The 18,289-nt window shown below is 67.2% G+C and carries 16 protein-coding genes; 6 read left to right on the plus strand and 10 right to left on the minus strand.

What is annotated here, in order from left to right; translation table 11 throughout:
• Positions 1 to 83 precede the first annotated feature (83 nt).
• Positions 84 to 749 carry a hypothetical protein gene (locus ACXJKM_RS12750; protein WP_457352717.1) on the plus strand — a complete coding sequence of 222 codons (666 nt, stop codon included), beginning with the start codon at positions 84 to 86 and terminating at the stop codon, positions 747 to 749.
• 21 nt (positions 750 to 770) lie between these two features.
• On the opposite strand, the gene ACXJKM_RS12755 is transcribed toward ACXJKM_RS12750, so the two are convergent.
• Together ACXJKM_RS12755 and ACXJKM_RS12760 are read right to left on the minus strand one after the other, a co-directional pair.
• Complete coding sequence (locus ACXJKM_RS12755) at positions 771 to 1,175, minus strand: hypothetical protein (protein WP_457352719.1); 405 nt, start codon at positions 1,173 to 1,175, stop codon at positions 771 to 773.
• Between the two features lie 619 nt (positions 1,176 to 1,794).
• The gene (locus ACXJKM_RS12760) at positions 1,795 to 4,734 is read right to left on the minus strand and encodes an RHS repeat-associated core domain-containing protein (RefSeq protein WP_457352721.1); all 2,940 of its coding nucleotides are present in this window, start codon (positions 4,732 to 4,734) and stop codon (positions 1,795 to 1,797) included.
• On the opposite strand from ACXJKM_RS12760, the gene ACXJKM_RS12765 reads away from it, so the two are divergent.
• Positions 4,694 to 5,011, plus strand: a complete 318-nt coding sequence (locus tag ACXJKM_RS12765) for a c-type cytochrome (RefSeq protein WP_457352723.1) — start codon at positions 4,694 to 4,696, stop codon at positions 5,009 to 5,011. The two genes, ACXJKM_RS12760 and ACXJKM_RS12765, sit on opposite strands and share 41 nt — an antisense overlap.
• 221 nt (positions 5,012 to 5,232) lie before the next feature.
• Here the strand turns inward: ACXJKM_RS12765 and ACXJKM_RS12770 are convergent, their stop codons facing one another.
• The 7 genes from ACXJKM_RS12770 to ACXJKM_RS12800 form a co-directional block, all read right to left on the minus strand.
• The gene (locus ACXJKM_RS12770; protein ID WP_457352725.1) at positions 5,233 to 7,068 is read right to left on the minus strand and encodes a right-handed parallel beta-helix repeat-containing protein; all 1,836 of its coding nucleotides are present in this window, start codon (positions 7,066 to 7,068) and stop codon (positions 5,233 to 5,235) included.
• Between the two features lie 104 nt (positions 7,069 to 7,172).
• Positions 7,173 to 8,054: a DMT family transporter gene (locus ACXJKM_RS12775; protein WP_056202226.1), complete on the minus strand. Its 882-nt coding sequence runs from the start codon at positions 8,052 to 8,054 to the stop codon at positions 7,173 to 7,175.
• Entirely contained in the window at positions 8,051 to 8,539 is a 489-nt protein-coding gene (locus ACXJKM_RS12780) for a methylated-DNA--[protein]-cysteine S-methyltransferase (RefSeq protein ID WP_457352727.1), read from the minus strand. The genes ACXJKM_RS12775 and ACXJKM_RS12780 overlap by 4 nt, the downstream gene beginning before the upstream one ends.
• 109 nt (positions 8,540 to 8,648) lie before the next feature.
• A complete protein-coding gene (locus ACXJKM_RS12785) occupies positions 8,649 to 10,091 on the minus strand; it encodes an Ada metal-binding domain-containing protein (protein WP_457352729.1) in 1,443 nt (480 codons plus the stop codon).
• 61 nt (positions 10,092 to 10,152) lie between these two features.
• Complete coding sequence (locus ACXJKM_RS12790; protein WP_457352731.1) at positions 10,153 to 10,875, minus strand: substrate-binding periplasmic protein; 723 nt, start codon at positions 10,873 to 10,875, stop codon at positions 10,153 to 10,155.
• A 30-nt stretch (positions 10,876 to 10,905) separates the two neighbouring features.
• Positions 10,906 to 11,652 (minus strand): LytR/AlgR family response regulator transcription factor, encoded by a 747-nt coding sequence (locus ACXJKM_RS12795; protein ID WP_056202214.1) that lies wholly within the window; start codon positions 11,650 to 11,652, stop codon positions 10,906 to 10,908.
• Positions 11,653 to 11,657: 5 nt separating this feature from the next.
• A complete protein-coding gene (locus tag ACXJKM_RS12800) occupies positions 11,658 to 12,782 on the minus strand; it encodes a sensor histidine kinase (protein WP_457352733.1) in 1,125 nt (374 codons plus the stop codon).
• 137 nt (positions 12,783 to 12,919) lie between these two features.
• Here ACXJKM_RS12800 and ACXJKM_RS12805 point away from each other — a divergent pair, with 137 nt between their 5' ends.
• Genes ACXJKM_RS12805 through ACXJKM_RS12820 form a run of 4 tightly spaced genes read left to right on the plus strand, consistent with a single transcriptional unit; the run spans position 12,920 to position 16,773 of the window.
• The gene (locus ACXJKM_RS12805) at positions 12,920 to 14,317 is read left to right on the plus strand and encodes a phosphomannomutase/phosphoglucomutase (protein WP_457352735.1); all 1,398 of its coding nucleotides are present in this window, start codon (positions 12,920 to 12,922) and stop codon (positions 14,315 to 14,317) included.
• A gap of 49 nt (positions 14,318 to 14,366) precedes the next feature.
• Positions 14,367 to 15,122, plus strand: a complete 756-nt coding sequence (locus tag ACXJKM_RS12810; protein WP_457324004.1) for a tetratricopeptide repeat protein — start codon at positions 14,367 to 14,369, stop codon at positions 15,120 to 15,122.
• Positions 15,122 to 16,393, plus strand: a complete 1,272-nt coding sequence (locus ACXJKM_RS12815) for a 3-deoxy-D-manno-octulosonic acid transferase (RefSeq protein WP_457324005.1) — start codon at positions 15,122 to 15,124, stop codon at positions 16,391 to 16,393. The genes ACXJKM_RS12810 and ACXJKM_RS12815 overlap by 1 nt, the downstream gene beginning before the upstream one ends.
• Positions 16,394 to 16,398: 5 nt before the next feature.
• Positions 16,399 to 16,773 carry a GFA family protein gene (locus ACXJKM_RS12820; protein ID WP_056202199.1) on the plus strand — a complete coding sequence of 125 codons (375 nt, stop codon included), beginning with the start codon at positions 16,399 to 16,401 and terminating at the stop codon, positions 16,771 to 16,773.
• Between the two features lie 9 nt (positions 16,774 to 16,782).
• Here the strand turns inward: ACXJKM_RS12820 and ACXJKM_RS12825 are convergent, their stop codons facing one another.
• Positions 16,783 to 18,189 carry an efflux transporter outer membrane subunit gene (locus ACXJKM_RS12825; RefSeq protein WP_457352737.1) on the minus strand — a complete coding sequence of 469 codons (1,407 nt, stop codon included), beginning with the start codon at positions 18,187 to 18,189 and terminating at the stop codon, positions 16,783 to 16,785.
• Positions 18,190 to 18,289: the final 100 nt, after the last annotated feature.

The raw sequence follows: 18,289 nt of genomic DNA on the forward strand, positions 1-18,289 counted from the left end.
AGCCGGCGAGCGCGGCCACGCCGGCTGCGCTTCCCCCGTCCCTGCGCACGCCGGCCTCATCGACACCCGATGAACTGCGCACGGTGCAGCTTGCGTTGGAAGAGGGCGCGACGCCAGCGCAGGCGCGCAAAGCAGCCGACGTGCTCGAGCGATGCGAGCATGCGACCCAGACAATCGAATTCGCGTACAGCGTACGCGACCAGGGCGGCCCGCTGCGGCAAGTGTTCGAGAAGACTCCTGGCTTCAACATGGACCAATGGATCAAGGAGAAGCAGGACTTGCAGCGACGCTGCCAGTTCTTCGACACGGCCACCCTGGCGCGCAGGGGCGAGTTTCTGAAGCGAGCCTACGAGGGAGAGCTCCCTGGCATGGCGCTGGCGTACCTGCTGTGGCTCAACGCCCATGCCAACCAGGCCGTCGCCGCACCGGAACTGCTCGGCAAGCTGCAGCGCGAGGTGCGGCAGACCGCCGAGGACGGCGACCTGGAGGCGTTGTCGACCTACGTCCATTCATTCGGCGCGCTGGGCGAGACGGCGATGCAGCGGCAGGCCTACAAGGAAGCGTGGCTGCGCATCCTGACTGAAATGTCCGGCCCGGCGGCGACCAAGGAAAGCCGCGATTCGATGGAGAACGTCGAGAAGATGATGCGCCAAGGGCGCTGGGCGCCGCCGGCGCTGAGCGCCGACGAACAGCGCGAGACCGATGCGCTGACGGAGCGTGTGGTTGATGCCTGGCGCAAGCGCCACTAGGAGGCTCGGGCCGGAGCGCCCTCAGCGCGAGCTGGCCGGCAGCGCGCCCGGCAAATGCGTCGCCTCCCAACCGAGCAGCTTGCGTATCTCCCTTGGCACCGGCAGCGGCTGAACGCCCTCCGGCACACGAGCGAGTTCAAAGCGGCGCAGCTCCGGGCTGCGGAAGACCGCCCCTTCGTAGGCCAGCAGCGCCTTGCCGGTGGCTTCCACACCTGGCGCTGACTGGCGGAGGGCGTCGAGGCTGGCGAAGTGGGCCTGGCAAGCCGCACCTGGCAGCGGCGCCCAGCTGATCAGCGGTTGGCCGCTGCCCGCACGCAGATAGACATTGCCGTCGACGCGGCTCATCATGGTCTGCGTGACCTTGCCGCAGGTGACCGCCGCCTGTTCGACGCGCAGCAGTGGCCCCTTCACGGTGGCATCGGCCACCAGCAGATTGCCCTCGAAGACATGGCCGACGCGCTCGTTGACGCCCGGCCCGGTCTGCGGGTGCCAGCCGCCGTTAAGCTCATCGAGAGCGGGAGATCGATCTCAACAACGCAGCCCACGCGACCCAACCCTTGCCTATGCCATAGAAACCAACGGCTACTCCGCAGGCGACCAGAAAAAAGCATGCGGCAAGTGCCATCCCACGATCTAGATCCAGAACATATGCGAGCCCCGCCCCAATTGCCGCAAGGATGAATCCTAGAAACCCAACTATCAGCGGCCTAACAATGGGTCGATCGAAGTAACGCATTGGTTGCACTCCAAAGACTAGGAGGCGAGTGACCTGATCTGTTTAGCCAATTAAGCTTCTAATGAGCTTTGGTTGCAGATAATTCCTTCGATCTGCGAAGCCGCTGCACCTCGTTCAGACAAATTGCATTTATTTTCGAGTAAATTGCAAATACCAAAGCGATTGCGATTACTCCGAAAACAATTGCAGGTGGCGCGCGTCCGATGTTGGCCAAATGCTTCCAAAGAAAAACACTGGCGACCCCAACTGTAACCATTAGAGCCACCCCAACAAAAACATACAGCGACAGCCGCAAGTATTTTCTCATGCCTATTGCCCACAAGAATTCCCAAACCTAAGACCTTCGACGATGGCGCTGCCGAGTGCGGCGCCCGCTACTCCGCCGAGTCCGCCCATCACCACATTTTTTGCCACGCCGTTTGTCATAAATCCCGTAACGAAGCCAGCGACGCCTCCGCCAATTCCCCCACCGACGATTGCGGCGTGTGAATCACGCATCCCATCCTGCGCGAGTTCATAGGCGAACACTCCGCCGACGAGTCCTCCAAATCCATCACGAACCGGCACCCCGCCTGAACCCATAACCGCTGCGGCGGCGCCACCCAGCGAAGAATTTCCAACCGTTGACGAGCCGATGAAGCCAGCAAGACCGCCCATAGCACCGCCGGTCACAGCCGTTACGATGGCCATGGGAAAGCCCCCTCGTTGAAATCCATTTATCGCACCCGATAGAACGCCACCTGCGATCCCACCTATTGTCCCGATGGCCTCCTCGGACATGCAGTACAGGCCACTTGGGTCCAAGTAAGAAATTGGGTTGCCGCCGACATACGCATAGTTATTAACTTGACCCGACGCCCAACCGATCGGGTCTTCCGAGATAAACCTCATACAATCTGGCCGGTAATACCTCGCCCGGTAGTAATACAACCCGGTGCCGTCGTCCTCGCGCCCCGTGTAGCGCTGGCTGTCGGTGCTGGTGCCGGTGGTGGCAATGGGGCTGCCATACGGCGTGTACTGAAAGCTCTTCTGCACATTGCCCGCGCCGTCGGCCTGCACCACGGTGCTGTTATTGGCCTCGGCCATGACCCAGCTCAGGCTGGGCTGGGCGTTGACGGTGGTCTGGCGCATGAAGTGCTGGTCGATGCCGCCGGTGATGAGGTTGGCTCGGATGTTGCCGCTTCTGCCCAGCGCATCCAACTCCTGGATGAAGTTGTCGCCGTCGTAGTTAAAAGCCGTTGTCGCTGAACCGAGCGTGCGCGAGACGCGCCGGCCCTGGCTGTCGTACTTGAAGCCGGCATTGGTCATCGTGTCGTTGACACCAACGAGCTGGTCCCGCGCATCCCAGGTGTAGGTCGTGACTCCGTCACCCGTCATGTTGCCGTTCAGGTCATGGCTGAAGGTCTTGCCACCCCAGGTGAGCAAGCGGTTGGCCGCGTTGTAGCTGGCGTCCGTGATGTCGGGGCCTTGCGTGCCGATGAAATTCGCCAAGTCGCCGCTGACGCCGGTGCGGCGGCCCGCCAGGTCATACGTGTAGCCACCCTGCGCAATCACACTGCCATCGGCCTTGAGGTACTTCAGCGTCTTGACCTCGCCCGCATCCGTGTATGTGGTGTTCACGCTCATGCCGCCGGTGTAGGTGGTTTTGGTGGGCCGGTTGGCGTCGTCGTACTGGAAGGCCACCGTCTGTGCCTGGTTGCCGTTGCTGGCCCCGGCTGCCTGGGTGATCAGCGTGAGCCGGTCGGCGTTGTCCCAGGTGTAAGTCAGCGTGGGCTGGGCCACCTGGCTGCCTGCCGGACCGTTCTTGAGAGTCACGGTCGCGCGCCGGCTGGCCTTGTCGTAGGTGTAGTTGACCTCGCCCTGGTCGGTGGTCTCCTGGGTCAGGCGGTCCAGCGTGTCGTAGGTGCGGGTGATGGTCTTGCTCACGCCGCCCTGGGTGTCGACGATCTGCGTCAAGCGGTTGGCGTTGTCCCAGGTGAGGGTCACCGTGCTGGTGTAGGCGGTGGGGTTGGCCGCCGTGGCGCCGAAGCCGATGGTCTTGACCCGCCCCAGGTTGTCGTAGGTGACGCCGCTAAGCTGACCTTTGCGGTCGGTGCGCTGCTTGAGCCGGCCGCCGGGCTCGTACAAGTAGCTCTCCACCTTGCCCAGCGGGTCCGTCTTGTCCTTGACCTGGCCGGTGGGCCAGTAGGTGTAGCCGGTCGTCTGGTTCTTGGCGTCGGTGTGGCTGAGCAGTTGGCTGTTGTTGTCGTAGCTGAATGTGGTGAGGCCGCCCAGCGCGTCCGTGACCTGCGTGAGGCGGTTCATGGCGTCCCAGGTATTGATGGTGGTGTTGCCCAGGGGGTCAGTGGTGGTGGTAACGCGCCCGACCGCATCGGTGAGTTGCTTGGCTGTGCGGCCCAGTGGGTCGGTCGCGCTGAGCGGGTCGGCGCTGGCATAGCTGAACAGGCTGGTCTTGCCCAGGGCGTCGCTCGTGCTGATGAGCAGGCCTTGGTCGTCGTAGGCGAAGGTGGTGACGTGGCCCAGCGGGTCGGTGACGCTACGCAGGTTGCCGCGGGCGTCGTAGCGCAAGGTGTGCGTGTGGCCCAGCGGGTCGGTCACGGTCAGGGGTTGGTTGAAGACCGTGTCGTAGGTGGCGCTGGTGACGACGGCATCCGCGGTGCCGGCCAGGCGCGTGAGCGTCTTGAGGTTGCCGACTGTGTCGTAGCCGAAGGTGGTCTGCCGGTTCAGCGGATCAGTGAGGCTGGTCAGCAGGTTGTCGGTGTATGTGAAGGTGGTGGTTTGCTGCTCGGGCTGCCCGATCGCCGCAATGTTCTTGATGACGTTGCCGCGAGCGTCGAACTGCACGCGCCGCCCGATGGTGCGGCGGTCGATGAGGTCGGTCTGCAAGGAGGCGGGCAGCGTCACTGCGCCGCCAGCGCAAGGCGGCTGGGTCGCCGTGGTGGAGTACCAATAACTGAAGGTCGAGCCGTCGGCCAGGGTTTGGGATTTAACGCGGCCGGTCTCGTAGTTGTTCAGCGCGGGGCTGCTGGTGCCAGAGCTGCAGCTGCCCGCAGGGATGTTGACGACTTCGTACGTGTTGGAGATCACCAATTTGCTGTTGGGGTCGGTCACCTCCTTCAAGCGATTGGTGGCCGTCCACGCATTCCACGACGTCGTCGTCCCGAGCAAGAACGGCGCGAAATCTTCAGACGAGCTGGTGCGGATCTTCTTGAGCCTGGCTGACAAAGAGCCGGACGCCGGGCTGGTCATTGCAAGGGAACCTGAACTTGCCGAGCTTGGCCGTTTCGTGGTGACCCGAGAACCCAAGGACATCGGTCGGTTCAAGACGCCCAGTCTGCGTAACGTCGGCCTGACGGCTCCGTACATGCACGACGGTAGCGTGCCAACGCTGGCCGAGGCGGTCGACCTAGAGGTGTATTACCGAAGTCGTACCAGCGGGCGGCCTTTGATTCTGCTTGACGCAGAGAAGGCGGACATCGTGGCTTTCCTGCAGACCTTGACGGCGGATGATCTGCAACGGCGTTAGGTGAGGACGGCGCCCACAACGGCTCCCTCGGTGAAGTTCGGCGAGCGTTGCCGGCGAAGACTCCGACACGCTGGCCGACGATCGCGCCGCTTTGCTGCCCCATGGCTGGCTAGCAATGGCCTGTATGTCGACCGGCTTCCCATGCCCAGCCTGGCCTTCTCCCATGCCACGTTGGGACCGACCTGGTGATCGCGGAGCTGCTGAGCTTCTGCGTGATCAGCTCAGCGGGCCGCGGGGAGCGCGCCCGGCTGGTGGCTGGCCTCCCAGCCCAGCAGTTTGCGCACCTCGGCCGGTATCGGTAGCGGCTGGACCCCGTCCGGCACGCGCGCCAGCTCAAACCGCCGCAGCTCCGGGCTACGAAACACCGCCCCTGCGTAGGCCGGCAGCGCCCGGCCCCTTGCCTCCGCACCCGGCACCGCCTGGCGGAGGGCGTCGAGGCTGGCGAAGTGGGCCTGGCAAGCCGCTTCCGGCAGCGGCGCCCAGCTGATCAGCGGTTGGCTACTGCCCGCGCGCAGATAGACGTTGCCGTCGACGCGGCTCATCATGGTCTGCGTGACCTTGCCGCAGGTGACCGCCGCCTGTTCGACGCGCAGCAGCGGACCCTTCACCGCGGCATCCGCCACCAGCAGATTACCTTCGAACACATGGCCGACACGCTCGTTGACGTCCGGCCCCGTCTGCGGATGCCAGCCGAAGTGGTCGCCCTGCGCGCTGCGCTCGTTGCGGTCGATCAGGGCCGGCGAATTGACGAAGGTGTTGTGGAGGATGCGGGCGTCCGAGCTGTTCAGGATGCGGATGCCCTGCACGTTGTTCACGAACACATTGCCGGCCACGACGATGCCCTTCGAGATCTCGAAGAACAGGCCCGCCATCGTGCCTTCGACGTGGTTGTTGACGAACGCGCCGCTGACATTGCCCACGTCGTACCAGACACCATTGGAGTTCGGCTGCTCGACGATGAGGTTGTCGCGCACGGTGACGCGGTAGGACTGGTTGAAGATCTTCACCGCTGCCGGGAAATAGCCGGTCAACTTCTCCACGTTGTTGCGCCGGATGAGGTTGCGCTCCAGCAGCACGTCCGACGAGCCGATGACATAGATGCCCTCGGTGCCGGTGTCGCTGATGAGGGAGTTGCGGATGACGAGCCCGTCGCCGCGGAAGTAGCCGGCCACGCGCGAGCAATGGCTGATGGTGACGTTCTCCAGCAGCGTGCCCATGACCTCCTTGCCGTGCTCGCTTTCAGGTGACGGGCCGACGGGATCGTCGGTCGGTTCTTCCGACACCAGCGTCGACGGCTTCTTGCCCTCGATGTCGATGGCCCGGTAGGCGTATTGCGTGAAGGTGATGCCGCGCAGAGTCGGGCCCTTGCGGTCCGACGGCTTGCCGTGGACTTCGCGCGAGGGGCGGTGGAGGGCGATGTCGTGCGCCGTGATCTCGACGAGGCGACCGGCCGGGTCGGCGCCGATGTAGACATGGCCCTTGGCGTAGTCGACGTAGTAGGCCTTGGCACTGACCTCGCCTTCCCAGCCCGCGGACTGCAGCGGCTCGCCGTCGATGAAGACCATGTCGTTGTTGAAGCGGTGCAGCGGCGTCTTCATGCCCTCACGCTCCCGTTGCCACCAGCCCAGCGGCTGGGCCGGGAACAGCGTGGCCCATTTCGTGCGCCAGACGTTGTTGCCCAGGCTCTGCCACTCGATCGCCACGCGCGTGCCCTTGAGCACAGGCACTTCATCCAGATAAGGCTGGATGGTGATGCCTTGGTTGAGCTGAAGACCGCCGGTGCGGTAGGTGCCGCCGCGCATGACGATGGCGTCGCCGGTGACGACGCGCGTCACCGCTTCCTCGATGGACGTTGCCTCGTTGATCGACGCACCGGAAGCCTCGGCCTTGCCGTCAGGCGCCACGAAATAGACGTGCGGCGCCTTGGGCACCGCGTAGCGTTGCGGCACCGGACCATAAGGGCCGCCCGAGGGCTGGGCCATGGCGGTGGTGGCCAGGATCTGTGCGGCCAGCAAGCCGAGAGCGCCGATCCAGCGGCGGGATGGGAGCAAGGACATCGTGCGGTCTCCAGGCGCCTGACGGTAGCGCTACCAATTGCAATGGCGCGCACGCTATCACTGTTTGCGCCGCGCCGAGGCGCCTGGAGATCCGCCGCGTGACTTCAGCGCGGCTTGGGGCCCACCAGGCCCAGCGCCAGCGCAATGCCGACCAGCACGATGGCGCCGCCAGCCACCATCTGGGACGTGATGGCTTCCTGCAGGAAGAGCGCCCCCCACAGGATGGCAAAGAGCGGGATCAGAAAGGTCACCGACACTGCGTTCGTCGGCCCGACTCGGCTCATCAGCCGGAAATAGAGGATGTAGGCCAGCGCCGTGCACAGGCCGGCAAGCGCCAGCGCCGAGCCCCAGGCGACGTTGCTCGGCATGGCGGCCGGCCACAGCCAGGCGGCTGGCAGCGCCAGCAGCACGGCGGCGGCGAACTGGCTGCCAGTGGCCACGGCGAGAGGAGAAACGCCGGCGAGATAGCGCTTGGTTGCGTTCGCCGCGATGCCGTAGCAGAGGGTGGCCGTCGCGCAGGCCAGCACGGCCCAGAAGCCCGAATGGTCCTCGCCGGGCTTGAAGCCGGCCTTGTCCCAGGCCAGGAAGGCCACGCCCGCAAAGCCGATGACGAGGCCGAGCACGCGCCATGGTGTCAGCCCCTGGCGCAACCAGACGAAGGCGACGACGGCCGTCCACAACGGCGTCGTCGCGTTGACGATGCTGGACAGGCCGGCCGTGATGGACAGGGCCGCGAAGGAGAACAACGCAAACGGGATGGCGCTGTTGAGCGCGCCGACGAGCAGCAAGCCCTTCCAGTGCTTGCGCAGGTCAGCCAGATTGCCGCGCGCTGCCAGCAGCGGGATCAGCATGGCGCTGGCCAGGCCGACGCGCACGGCCGCCAACGCAATCGGCCCGAACTCATGGGCCCCGAGGCGCATGAACAGGAAGGAGGCGCCCCAGAGCGCGGCGAGCAGTACCAGCTCGCCGATGTCGAAAGCCTTCATGCGGTAGCACCCTCCAGGCTCAACAGGGCCTGCTTGCGCTCCAACCCGCCGGCATAGCCAGTCAATGAGCCATCGGCGCCGACGACGCGATGGCAGGGCACGAGAACGGAGATCGGGTTGCGGCCTACTGCGGCGCCCAGCGCCCGCGCCGCACTGGCGCGCCCCAGCCGCTCAGCAAGCGCGCCATAGGTCGAGGGCTGCCCCGGCGCGATGGCCAGCAGCGCCTGCCAGACCTCGCGCTGAAAGGCCGTGCCGGCCGGGTCCAGCGGCGGGAGGTCGAAAGACTTGCCGCTGAAATAGGCCGTCAGCGCGGCTTCGGTGGCCGACAGGACGGCGTCGCTGCCGTCGTCCTCAGGCGCGTCAAGCGCGCCGGGATGGTGCTTCTGCCCGTCAAACCACAGGCCCGACAGGCCCGTGGCGCTGCGTGCGGCCGTCAGCGGGCCGAGTGGGGTTTCGATCCTGCGTTGCAAAACGTGATGGTTCATCGAGTAACTCCGATCTTTCTGATTGGCCGCGCGACTGCCGCGGAACTGGCTTTGCCAGGCCGCTGGCAGTGCCCCCTTGAGGGGGCGCGCGAAGCGCGTACGGGGTGGGTCAAGCCCTTCTCCAGAGATGAAGGACGGCGTAGCTGCGGTAGGGGCGATAGTGCTCCGCGGCTTCGAGATAGGCCTTGGGCGACAGCAACGGGCCTTCGCGGCTCAGGGCCTTGCGCAAGACAACGTCACCGGGGGGGAAGGCGTCGGGCCAGCTCCAGCCCCGCATCAACATGTAGCCGGCTGTCCAGGGGCCGATGCCGGGGATGGCCGTCAGCTCGGCGGCAGCGGCTTCTGGTGAACCCTCGTGGCGGGCAAAGGCCAGCGTCGGCCAGGCCTGGGCCAGGGCGATGAGGCTGTCGGCACGCCGGCCAATGATGCCGAGTGACGCGATGTCGTCGCGCGTCGCCTCGGCAATGCGCTCGGGTGTGGGGAACAAGCGTTGGCAACCTTCGGGTGCGTCGGACAAGGCTTCGCCGAAACGCTCGACGAAACGGCCGGCGAGTGTGCGAGCGGCGGCCACGGTGACCTGCTGGCCCAGCACGGCGCGTACCGCCAGCTCGAAGCGGTCCAGGCAACCCGGCAGCCGCTGGCCTGCGACGGCCGCCTCGCCCAACGCAGCGGCGATGGCCTCGGGTTCGGCGTCCAAGTCCAGCCAGCGGCGCAGCAGCGGCAATAGCGAGCCGACGGCAGGCCAGAGCGTGGGGGACAGCTCGACGCCGACCTCTCCCGCCTTGGCGAAGCTCACGCGCAGCCAGCCGGCATGGCGCCGGCCGGCGTGAGTCAGCGCCAGGGAGCGTGTGACGCCGCCCTCCTCCACCCGCTCAACCCCCGTGATCGCACGCGGCGCAAGAAACGCCAGCACGCCAACCACGTCATAGGGCTGGCGGTAGCTCAGCCGCAGCCGCGACACGGGAGCCGCACCGCCACCCTCGCGCCGCAGGGCTGTGGGCTGCAGGCGGTAGTGCTCGACGAAGGCGGCGTTGAAGCGCCGCAGGCTCGCATAGCCGGCCGCGAAGGCGATCTCGCTGACGGGCAGCGTGCTGTCGGTCAGCAGGGCCTTGGCGAGCAGCAGGCGGCGCGTCTGCAGGTATTGCAAGGGCGACACGCCGTGCTCGGCCTGAAAGATGCGGCGCAGATGCCGGCTCGTGATGCCGAGATGGGCTGCCAGGTCTTCGACGCTGGCCTCGGCGTCATCGCAGGCATCCAGCCAGGCGGCGGCCTGCTGGGCGAGCGTTCGCGAGGCGTCCATCGTCGTCCACGGCAGGGCGCGCGGTGCCAGCTCGGGCCGGCATTTCATGCAGGGGCGAAAGGCGGCGGCTTCGGCCTGGGCCGCCGTCGAGAAAAAGCGGCAGTTCTCGCGCCGCGGCAGGCGCACCCGGCATACAGGGCGGCAGTAGATGCCGGTGGACGTGACGCCCACGTAGAGCCGCCCGTCGAAGCGCGCGTCGTGCGACTGCAGGACGGCGTAGGCGGCATCGGGAGGGAGGGTCTCGGACAACATGCAGCCAGTCTAGGACGGGCCCCTGCCAGATCCTGGCAGTTTTCGGACATGCCCCCAGAACTTACTGGAGGTAGCGGCGGCGGATGCGGGCGACGGTGCCGTCTTCTTCAAGCTGGCGGTAGGCCGCGACCCAACGCCGTGCCTCGGCGGCATCGAGCCCGAGCGACGCGGCCATGTAGAGCGTGGCTTCGCCGAGCGTCGTCTGCAACACGAAGAGCATGCGGGCTTGGCCATACTCGTCCATTGCGGCCTCCAGCATGGGCGTGCCGGCGTAGACGGCATCCAGCGCCTGCTCGCGCAGGAGGCGCAACAGGTCGCGGTAGTCCTTCGCTTCGACGATGGTCTTGAAGCGCTCGGCCCGCAGATTGGCCGCAATGGGTGAGCCGCGCAGCACGCCGACGCGCAGCGCACGCAACTGGTCGAGCTCCAGGCGCGACTCGGTCGCGAGGGTGTAGAGGCCGTAGCGCACCGTCATCAGCGGCACCAACCACTGGAAGCGGGCCTCGCGGTCCGGCGTCCGCGCCAGCGGAAAAATGCCGTAGTGCCGCCCCTGCTCGACCGTGCGCACCGCGCGCGCCCAGGGGACGTAGCTGACGAGGGCCGGCCTGCCCAGGCGCTGGGCCATGGCAACGGCCAGCTCGTGGGCGAAGCCGCGTGGGCCACCGCTCGCCTCCCACGCAAAGGGTGGCAGATTCCCGGCCACCCACTCCAATGGCGGCGCGGCCTGGGCCGTGCCCAGCAGTACAGCCGGGGCGAACAGCAGGCAGCGGCGGGACAACAGCATGCCCCGACTCTAAGCCGGGTGAAGGCCGTTCTACATCGCCTTGAACAGATGAACGTAGGCGCGGCTGACAGGCAGCTCGCGAGCCTGGCCGCGAATGCGCACGAAGAGCCGGCTCTGCTCGTCGCGGCGCGTGCCGGCGAGGTGGTCGAGGTTGATGATGGTGGAGCGGTGCACCTGCCAGAAGCGGTCGGGGTCCAACTGGCCACCGAGCTCGAAGATGGGCGTGCGGATCAGGTGTTCGGCAGTGGCCGTCTGCACGACGGTGTACTTGTCGTCTGCGTGGAAGAACAGCACTTCATCGACGGGAATCTGGTGCATCAGCTCCCCTTGGGCGGCGCGGATATAGCGCAGCCGTGCCGATGCGGCGGTGGGCAGCAGCCGCTTGAGCGTCTCGGCCAACGCATCGTCGCCAGCCGGCGGTGGCGCCTCCTGGCGCAGACGCGTCACACACGCGGCCAGGCGCTCGGCTTTCAGCGGCTTGAGCAGGTAGTCGACGGCGCGGGCCTCGAAGGCTTCGACAGCGTACTGGTCGTAGGCCGTCACGAAGACAACGCGCGTTGCACCCTCGATGCCCTGGGCCACCTCCAGGCCGGTCAGGCCGGGCATCTGGATGTCCAGAAAGGCCAGGTCGGGCTCGAGGTCGGCGATGGCTTCGGCGGCCTCGACGCCGTTGGCGGCGATCCTGACGATCTGCAGCTCGGGCCAGGCCTGGGCGAGCTGGGCCTTCAGGTATTGGGCCAGGTGGGGTTCGTCGTCGGCGATGAGGGCTGTCGTCATGGTGTTCAGGCAGAAAAGGGAATGCAGATGCGGGCGCGGGTGCCGCCGCCTTCGCGGGGTTGAAGTTCGAGCGTGGCGCGCAGGCCCCAGCGGGCTTTGAGCCGCTCGCGGATGTTGTCGAGGGCGACGCCGTTGCCACCTCGCCGTTTCGGGGCGTCCAGCCCCTGGCCATCGTCGTCGACATCGATGACCAGCGTGTCGGCCTCACGCCGCGCGCTGACGACGATCTCGCCGCCGGCGATCTTGGGCTCCAGGCCGTGGTGGATGGCGTTCTCCACCAGCGGCTGCACGAGCAGCGGCGGCAATTCGATGCCGTTCAACTCAGCGGGCAGCTCCAACCGCACGCGCAGCCGCTCGCCCATGCGCAACTGCATCAGCGCGAGGTAGGCGTCGAGCATCGCGAACTCCTGGGCCAGTGTCGTCGTGTCGCCGCGCAACTGGCCCAGGCTGGCGCGCAGGTAATCGGTGAAGCGCTCCAGCATCTGCTTGGCCCGCGCCGGGTCGAAGTCGATCAGGCTTTGCACATTGGCCAGCGTGTTGAACAGGAAATGCGGCTCGATCTGGCCCTGCAGCAGCTTGAGCTGGGCCTCGGTCACCCGGGCCTGCAGCATCTCCTGGCGCCACCGCGCGCGGTAGCGAAAGCTCGCCACGACGGAAATGAACACCGAGATCAGCAGGAACTGGCGCCAGAAACCGAAGCTACCCAGCAGCTGCAACGTGTTGCCGTTGCCCATCCAGATGCGGTCGACCAGCCACATGCCAACGACCACGCCAAGCAGCGCGCAGCTGATGGACAACACAGAGAAGAACAGGCCCGAGCGCCAGTCGCGCCAACCCATGACGGTGTCCAGCCAGCGCTGCGGCGCCAGCCGCTCGAAGGCGCGAAAGATGGAGAAGAAGCCGATCGACACGCACAGGCTGACGAGCATGTTGCCTGGCATCAGGGCCTGCCACCAGAAGAGCGAACCGAGATTGCCCTGTTGCAGGCCGGCCATGACGGAAAAAACGGTGCCGAAACCAAGCGTCCAGATCAGGTAGATCAGCAGCCGAAAGCGCATCCGGTCCGGCCGATGTTTCATCAGCACGCGCTGGTGGCGCAGGGCCTGGGCGAATTCCTCGGTGAATGTCATGGGGCGCGAGTGTAGGAAGCCGCGGCGGCATGCCCCTTGCATGAGTGACGAATCGACAGCCGATGCGACGGATGGTCGGCCACGGGCCGTGCCTACAATCCGGCGCGTTTTCAAAACCCAGTATTCGAGGGCATTTCATGCAGGTTCACGCATCCATCTTCAAGGCCTATGACATCCGTGGCGTCGTCGGCCAGACCTTGAACGAGGAGCTCGCAGAGCACCTGGGTCGTGCCTTCGGCACCGAGGCCAAGGCCCTGGGCGAAAAGGCCGTCGCTGTCGGCCGTGACGGCCGCCTGTCGGGCCCCGGCCTGGTCGCAGCACTCATGCGTGGCCTGCGCTCTACGGGCCTGGACGTCGTCGACATCGGCGCCGTGACCACGCCCATGCTCTATTACGTCGCCGCCACACGCGGCGCGCATGGCTGCAGCTCCGGCATCATGGTCACGGGCAGCCACAACCCCAAGGACTACAACGGCTTCAAGATGGTGCTCAAGGGCGCCGCCGTCTATGGCGAGCAGATCCAGGGCCTGCGCCAGCGCATCGAAGCCGAGGACTACGCCAAGGGCAAGGGCCGCGGCGCCAAGATGGACATCGTGCCCGAGTACACCCACCGGGTCGTCAATGACTGCAAGCTGGCCCGCCCGATGAAGATCGTCGTCGATAGCGGCAACGGCATCCCCGGCGCCTCGGCCCCGGCCATCCTGCGCGCTCTGGGCTGCGAAGTCATCGACATCTTCTCCAAGGTCGATGGTGACTTCCCCAACCACCATCCGGACCCGAGCCGTCCCGAGAACCTGGAAGACCTGAAGCGCGTCGTCCACGCGACCGGCGCCGAGCTGGGCCTGGCCTTCGACGGCGATGGCGACCGCCTCGGCATCGTCACCAAAGACGGCGAGATGATCATGCCGGACCGCCAGATCATGCTGATCGCGGCCGACATCCTGAAGCGCCAGAAAGGCGCCCAGATCATCTTCGACGTGAAGTGCACGCAGCGCCTGGCGCCTTGGATCAAGAAGCACGGCGGCAAGCCCCTGATGTGGATGACCGGCCACTCGCTGGCCAAGGCCAAGCTGAAGGAGACCGGCGCACCGCTGGCCGGCGAGCTGTCGGGCCACATCTTCTTTGCCGAGCGCTGGTACGGCTTCGACGACGCGATGTACACGGCCGGCCGCATGCTGGAGATCCTGTCGCGGGCCAAGGACCCGAGCGCCGTGCTGCAGGCCCTGCCCAACAGCTTCAACACGCCCGAGATCAACGTGCCCTGCGCCGAAGGCGAGCACCACGAAGTCGTCAAGACGCTGAAGGCCCAGACGACGCTGGCCGACTTCCCCGGTGCGAACGAGCTGATCACCATCGACGGCCTGCGCATCGAGTACGCGGATGGTTTCGGTCTCATCCGCCCGTCCAACACGACGCCCGTGCTGGTGCTGCGCTTCGAAGGCCATACGCCCGAGGCGCTGGAACGCATCCAGCACGACGTGCTGGAGCAACTCAAGCGCGTGAAGCCGGACGCCCAGTTCGCAGCGGGCCACTGATTCCGAAGCGGCCACAGAGCCGCCCAAGACCAATCACAGGGAGAACGACATGCCATTGATCGGAGGCCTGCACATCCTGATCGCGCTGTTCTGCGCGGTCCATGTCGTGCGCAGCGGCCAGCAGCTGTACTGGCTCTTCATCCTGTTCGCCTTCCCATTGCTGGGGAGCGCGGTCTATTTCTTCGCCATCTACCTGCCCAACTCGCGGCTGGACCAAGGCGCACGCAAGGCGGTGTCCGCGGCCGCGCGGGCCCTCGATCCCGGTCGTGAAGTGCGGGAGGCACGCATCGTCTACGACGTGTCGCCCTCGGCCCAGAACCAGATGCGGCTGGCCGAGGCGCTGCTGAATGCCGGCGAGGCCAAGGAGGCCGCCGAGCTGTACGAGGGCGCACTGAAGGGGCCGTTTGCCAGCGACCCCGACCTGCGCTTCGGCGCCGTGCGCGCCCACGTGGAGTGCCAGCGCTTCGACCCGGCGCTGAGCCATCTGCAAGTACTCAAGGCCGAACGGCCCGATTACCGTCCCGACCAGGTCCTGCTGCTGCTTGCACGCTGCTTCGCCGGCACGGGCCGGCAGGCCGAGGCCCGCGAGAACTTCGAAGCAGCAGTGCGCCGGTTCGGCAGCTTCGAGGCCAATGCCGAGTATTCGATCTGGGCCCTGGCCACCGGCGACGCCGCCACGGCTGCCCGCCTGCAGACCGAGATCGATCGCCAGGTCCAGCTCTGGAATCCTGTCAGCCGCGAACTGAATGACCCGGTCATGCGTCGGCTCAAGGCCGCGCACGAGCTGGCACGCAAAGGTGGTTGATGCCTGAGGGCCTCGCGCTGGCCCTGTATGCAACCGCGCTGCGGCTGCTGACGCCCTTTTATCTGCTGCGGCTGTGGCGACGCGGCGCCAAGGAGGCGCTCTACCGGCACGCCCTCGGCGAACGCCTTGGTTTCTACGCAGGCTCGGCCGAACCTGGCCGGCTGTGGATCCATGCCGTGTCACTGGGCGAGACGCGCGCGGCCAGCGCCCTCATCACGGCCCTGCGCGGGCGCGAGCCCGGCCTGCGCCTGCTGCTGACCCATTCCACGGCAACCGGCCGCGAAGCCGGCCAAGCCCTGCTGCGCGAGGGTGATGCCCAGGCCTGGCTGCCCTACGACACACCCGGCGCCGTGCGCCGCTTCCTGCGCCATTGGCAGCCCAAGGTCGGCGTGTTGATGGAAACCGAGGTCTGGCCGACATTGCAGCGTGAAGCCGAAAGGGCCCGGGTGCCCATGGTGCTGGCCAACGCGCGCCTGTCGGAGAAAAGCCTGCGCCAGGGCCGGCGCCTGGCGGCACTGATGCGGCCGGCGGCACGCCGCATGACGCTGGCCCTGGCCCAGACCGAGGCCGACGCCGAACGCATCCGCGCGATGGGCATGGCCCGTGTCGAGGTGGCCGGCAACCTGAAGTACGACATCGCGATGGACCCGGCCCTGATCGCCCGCGGCAAGGCCTGGGCGCAGCGCCTCGGGCGCCCCGTGCTGATGCTGGCTGTCAGCCGCGAGGGCGAGGAAAAAGCGCTGCTCGACGAGTGGGTCAAGCTGCCCGCCCCTCGTCCGCTGCTGGCCATCGTGCCCCGCCACCCGCAGCGTTTCGACGAGATTGCGGCGCTCATTCAGGCTGCCGGCCTGACGCTGGCGCGCCGCAGCCAGTGGGGCGATGAGCCGCCGCCCGAGGCCCTCACCGTCGACGTCTGGCTGGGCGACTCCATGCGCGAGATGCCGCTGTACTACGGCCTGGCCAGCGTCGCGCTGCTCGGCGGCAGTTTCGCGCCGCTGGGCGGCCAGAACCTCATCGAGGCCGCGGCCTGCGGCTGCCCGGTGCTGGCGGGGCCGCACACTTTCAATTTCGCCGAGGCGACCGAGCTGGCCATTGCAGCGGGTGCGGCCAGACGCTGTGCCGATCTGTCCGACGCCGTCGCCCAGGGCCTGACACTTTGTGGGGACACTGTGTCACGGCAGACCATGGCGGCACGGGCGCAAGCCTTCTCCCGGGCGCACCAAGGGGCTGCCGCCCGCATGGCGGCGGCCCTGCTTTCAATCATTCCCTGACGGCCATGACGACCTATTCCGGTGAATGCCTTTGTGGCCGGGTAAAGCTGGCCGCCCGAGGCGAACCGCTGCGCGTGGGCATCTGCCATTGCATGGACTGTCGCAAGGAGAGCGGCTCGGCCTTCACCTTCTACGCCGTCTGGCCAGCCGGCCAGTTCGAGCATCAAGGCGACACCGCCGAGTTCCGCGGCCAGCGCTTCTGCCCTCGCTGCGGCTCGCGGCTGTTTTCCCTCGACGACCAGGAGGCCGAGATCAAGCTCGGCATCCTGTCGCAGGCGCCCACGCCCCTCGTGCCGAGCTACGAGCTCTGGGTCAAGCGCCGCGAGCCCTGGCTTCAGGCCGTCCCGGGCGCCGAGCAGTTCGACGAGAACAGGGGCTGAGCCCCGGGATCAACTGCCCTGGGTCCAGCCGCCGCCCAGCGCCTTGACGAGTTGCGCCGTCGCCGCCCATTGCGCGCCGCGCAGCTGGGCCAGGGCGCGCTCGGTGGCGAGCGGCGTGCGCTCGGCCTCGGTCACGTCCAGATAGCTGACGGCGCCCTTGTCATAGCGGCTCTTGGCCACGTTCAACGCCTGGCTGCTGGACGCCAGCGTGCGGTTCTGGGCGTCCACGACGGTCGCGCGCCCCTGCAGTTCGGCCAGCGCGTCGTCGACCTCGCGCAAGGCCTGCAGCATGCGGCTGCGGAAGGCGGCGAGAGACTCGTCCACCGAGGCCCTCGCGCCGGCGAGGTTGGCCTTGTTGCGGCCGCCTTCGAAGATGGGCAGCGAGATGCTCGGACCGATGTTGTACAGGCGCGCTGGCGCGGAGATCAGCGAGTCCAACTCCTTGCTCTGGTAGCCGAAGCTGCCGGTCAGGCGGATGGACGGGTAGAAGGCGGCCTCGGCAATGCCGACCTGGGCCGTCGCGGCATGCAGCTGCGCCAGGCTTTGTGCCAGGTCAGGACGGCGTTGCAGCAGCTCGGACGGCAGGCCGGCGCGGATCTGCGGCGGTGCCGCCATCGGTGACGCCCGCAGCTTCAGCTCGGCCGCGGCCTGGCCGGTCAGCGCGGCGATCTGGTTGGCCACCAGCGCCTGGCGGCGCGGCAGGTCGGCCACGTCGGCGTCGGCCGAGGCCAGTTCGGCGCGCACGCGCTCCAGGTCCTGCGTCGTCGAGGAGCCCGCGTCGAAGCGGGTCTGCGCGACCTTGAAGGCGTTGGCGCGGCTGTCGCGCAGGCGTTGCAACGCTGCGGCCTCGTCGGCCAGCGCGCGCCACTGCCAGTAGGCGGCGGCGACGTCGGCGGTCAGCGCGACGCGGGCGGCGGCAGCGTCGAGCGTGGAGGCATCCAGCTGGGCTTGCGAAGCTTCAGCCTGGCGCTTCACGCGGCCCCAGAGGTCCAGCTCCCAGCCGATGGAGGCCTGCACACCGGTCTGGGTGCCGTCGAAGGTGATGGCCTGGCCGCCCAGCACCGGCGTCGTGACCGACTTGGCGGACGTGCGCAGGTTGGTGACGCTGCCGCCGACGTCGACACGCGGCAGCTCGTCCGCCTTTGTCGCGCCATACACGGCGCGGGCGCGTTCGACCCGCGCGGCCGCGGCCGCCAGCGTGGGGCTGGCCTGCAGGGCCTGCGCTTCAAGCGCATTGAGCTGGGCGTCGCCGAACATCAACCACCAGTCGCGCTGCAGTTCGGCGCCGGCCACGGGTGCGGCGGTACGGTAGGCCGCAGGTGCGTTGGGGGCCGGGGCCTGGTAGTTGGGGCCGAGTGTCGTGCAGGCGGCCAGCGAAGCTGTCAGAAGCAGCGAAAACGAGAACTTTGCATTCATCTCTATCTCCGAACGGGAGTGCATGACCAAGCGGCAGCCGTGGAACCGGCTTTGCCGGGCCACTGGCTGCGCCCCCTTGAGGGGGAGCGCGAAGCGCAAC

It is taken from the genome of Roseateles sp. P5_D6 (genome assembly GCF_054049415.1).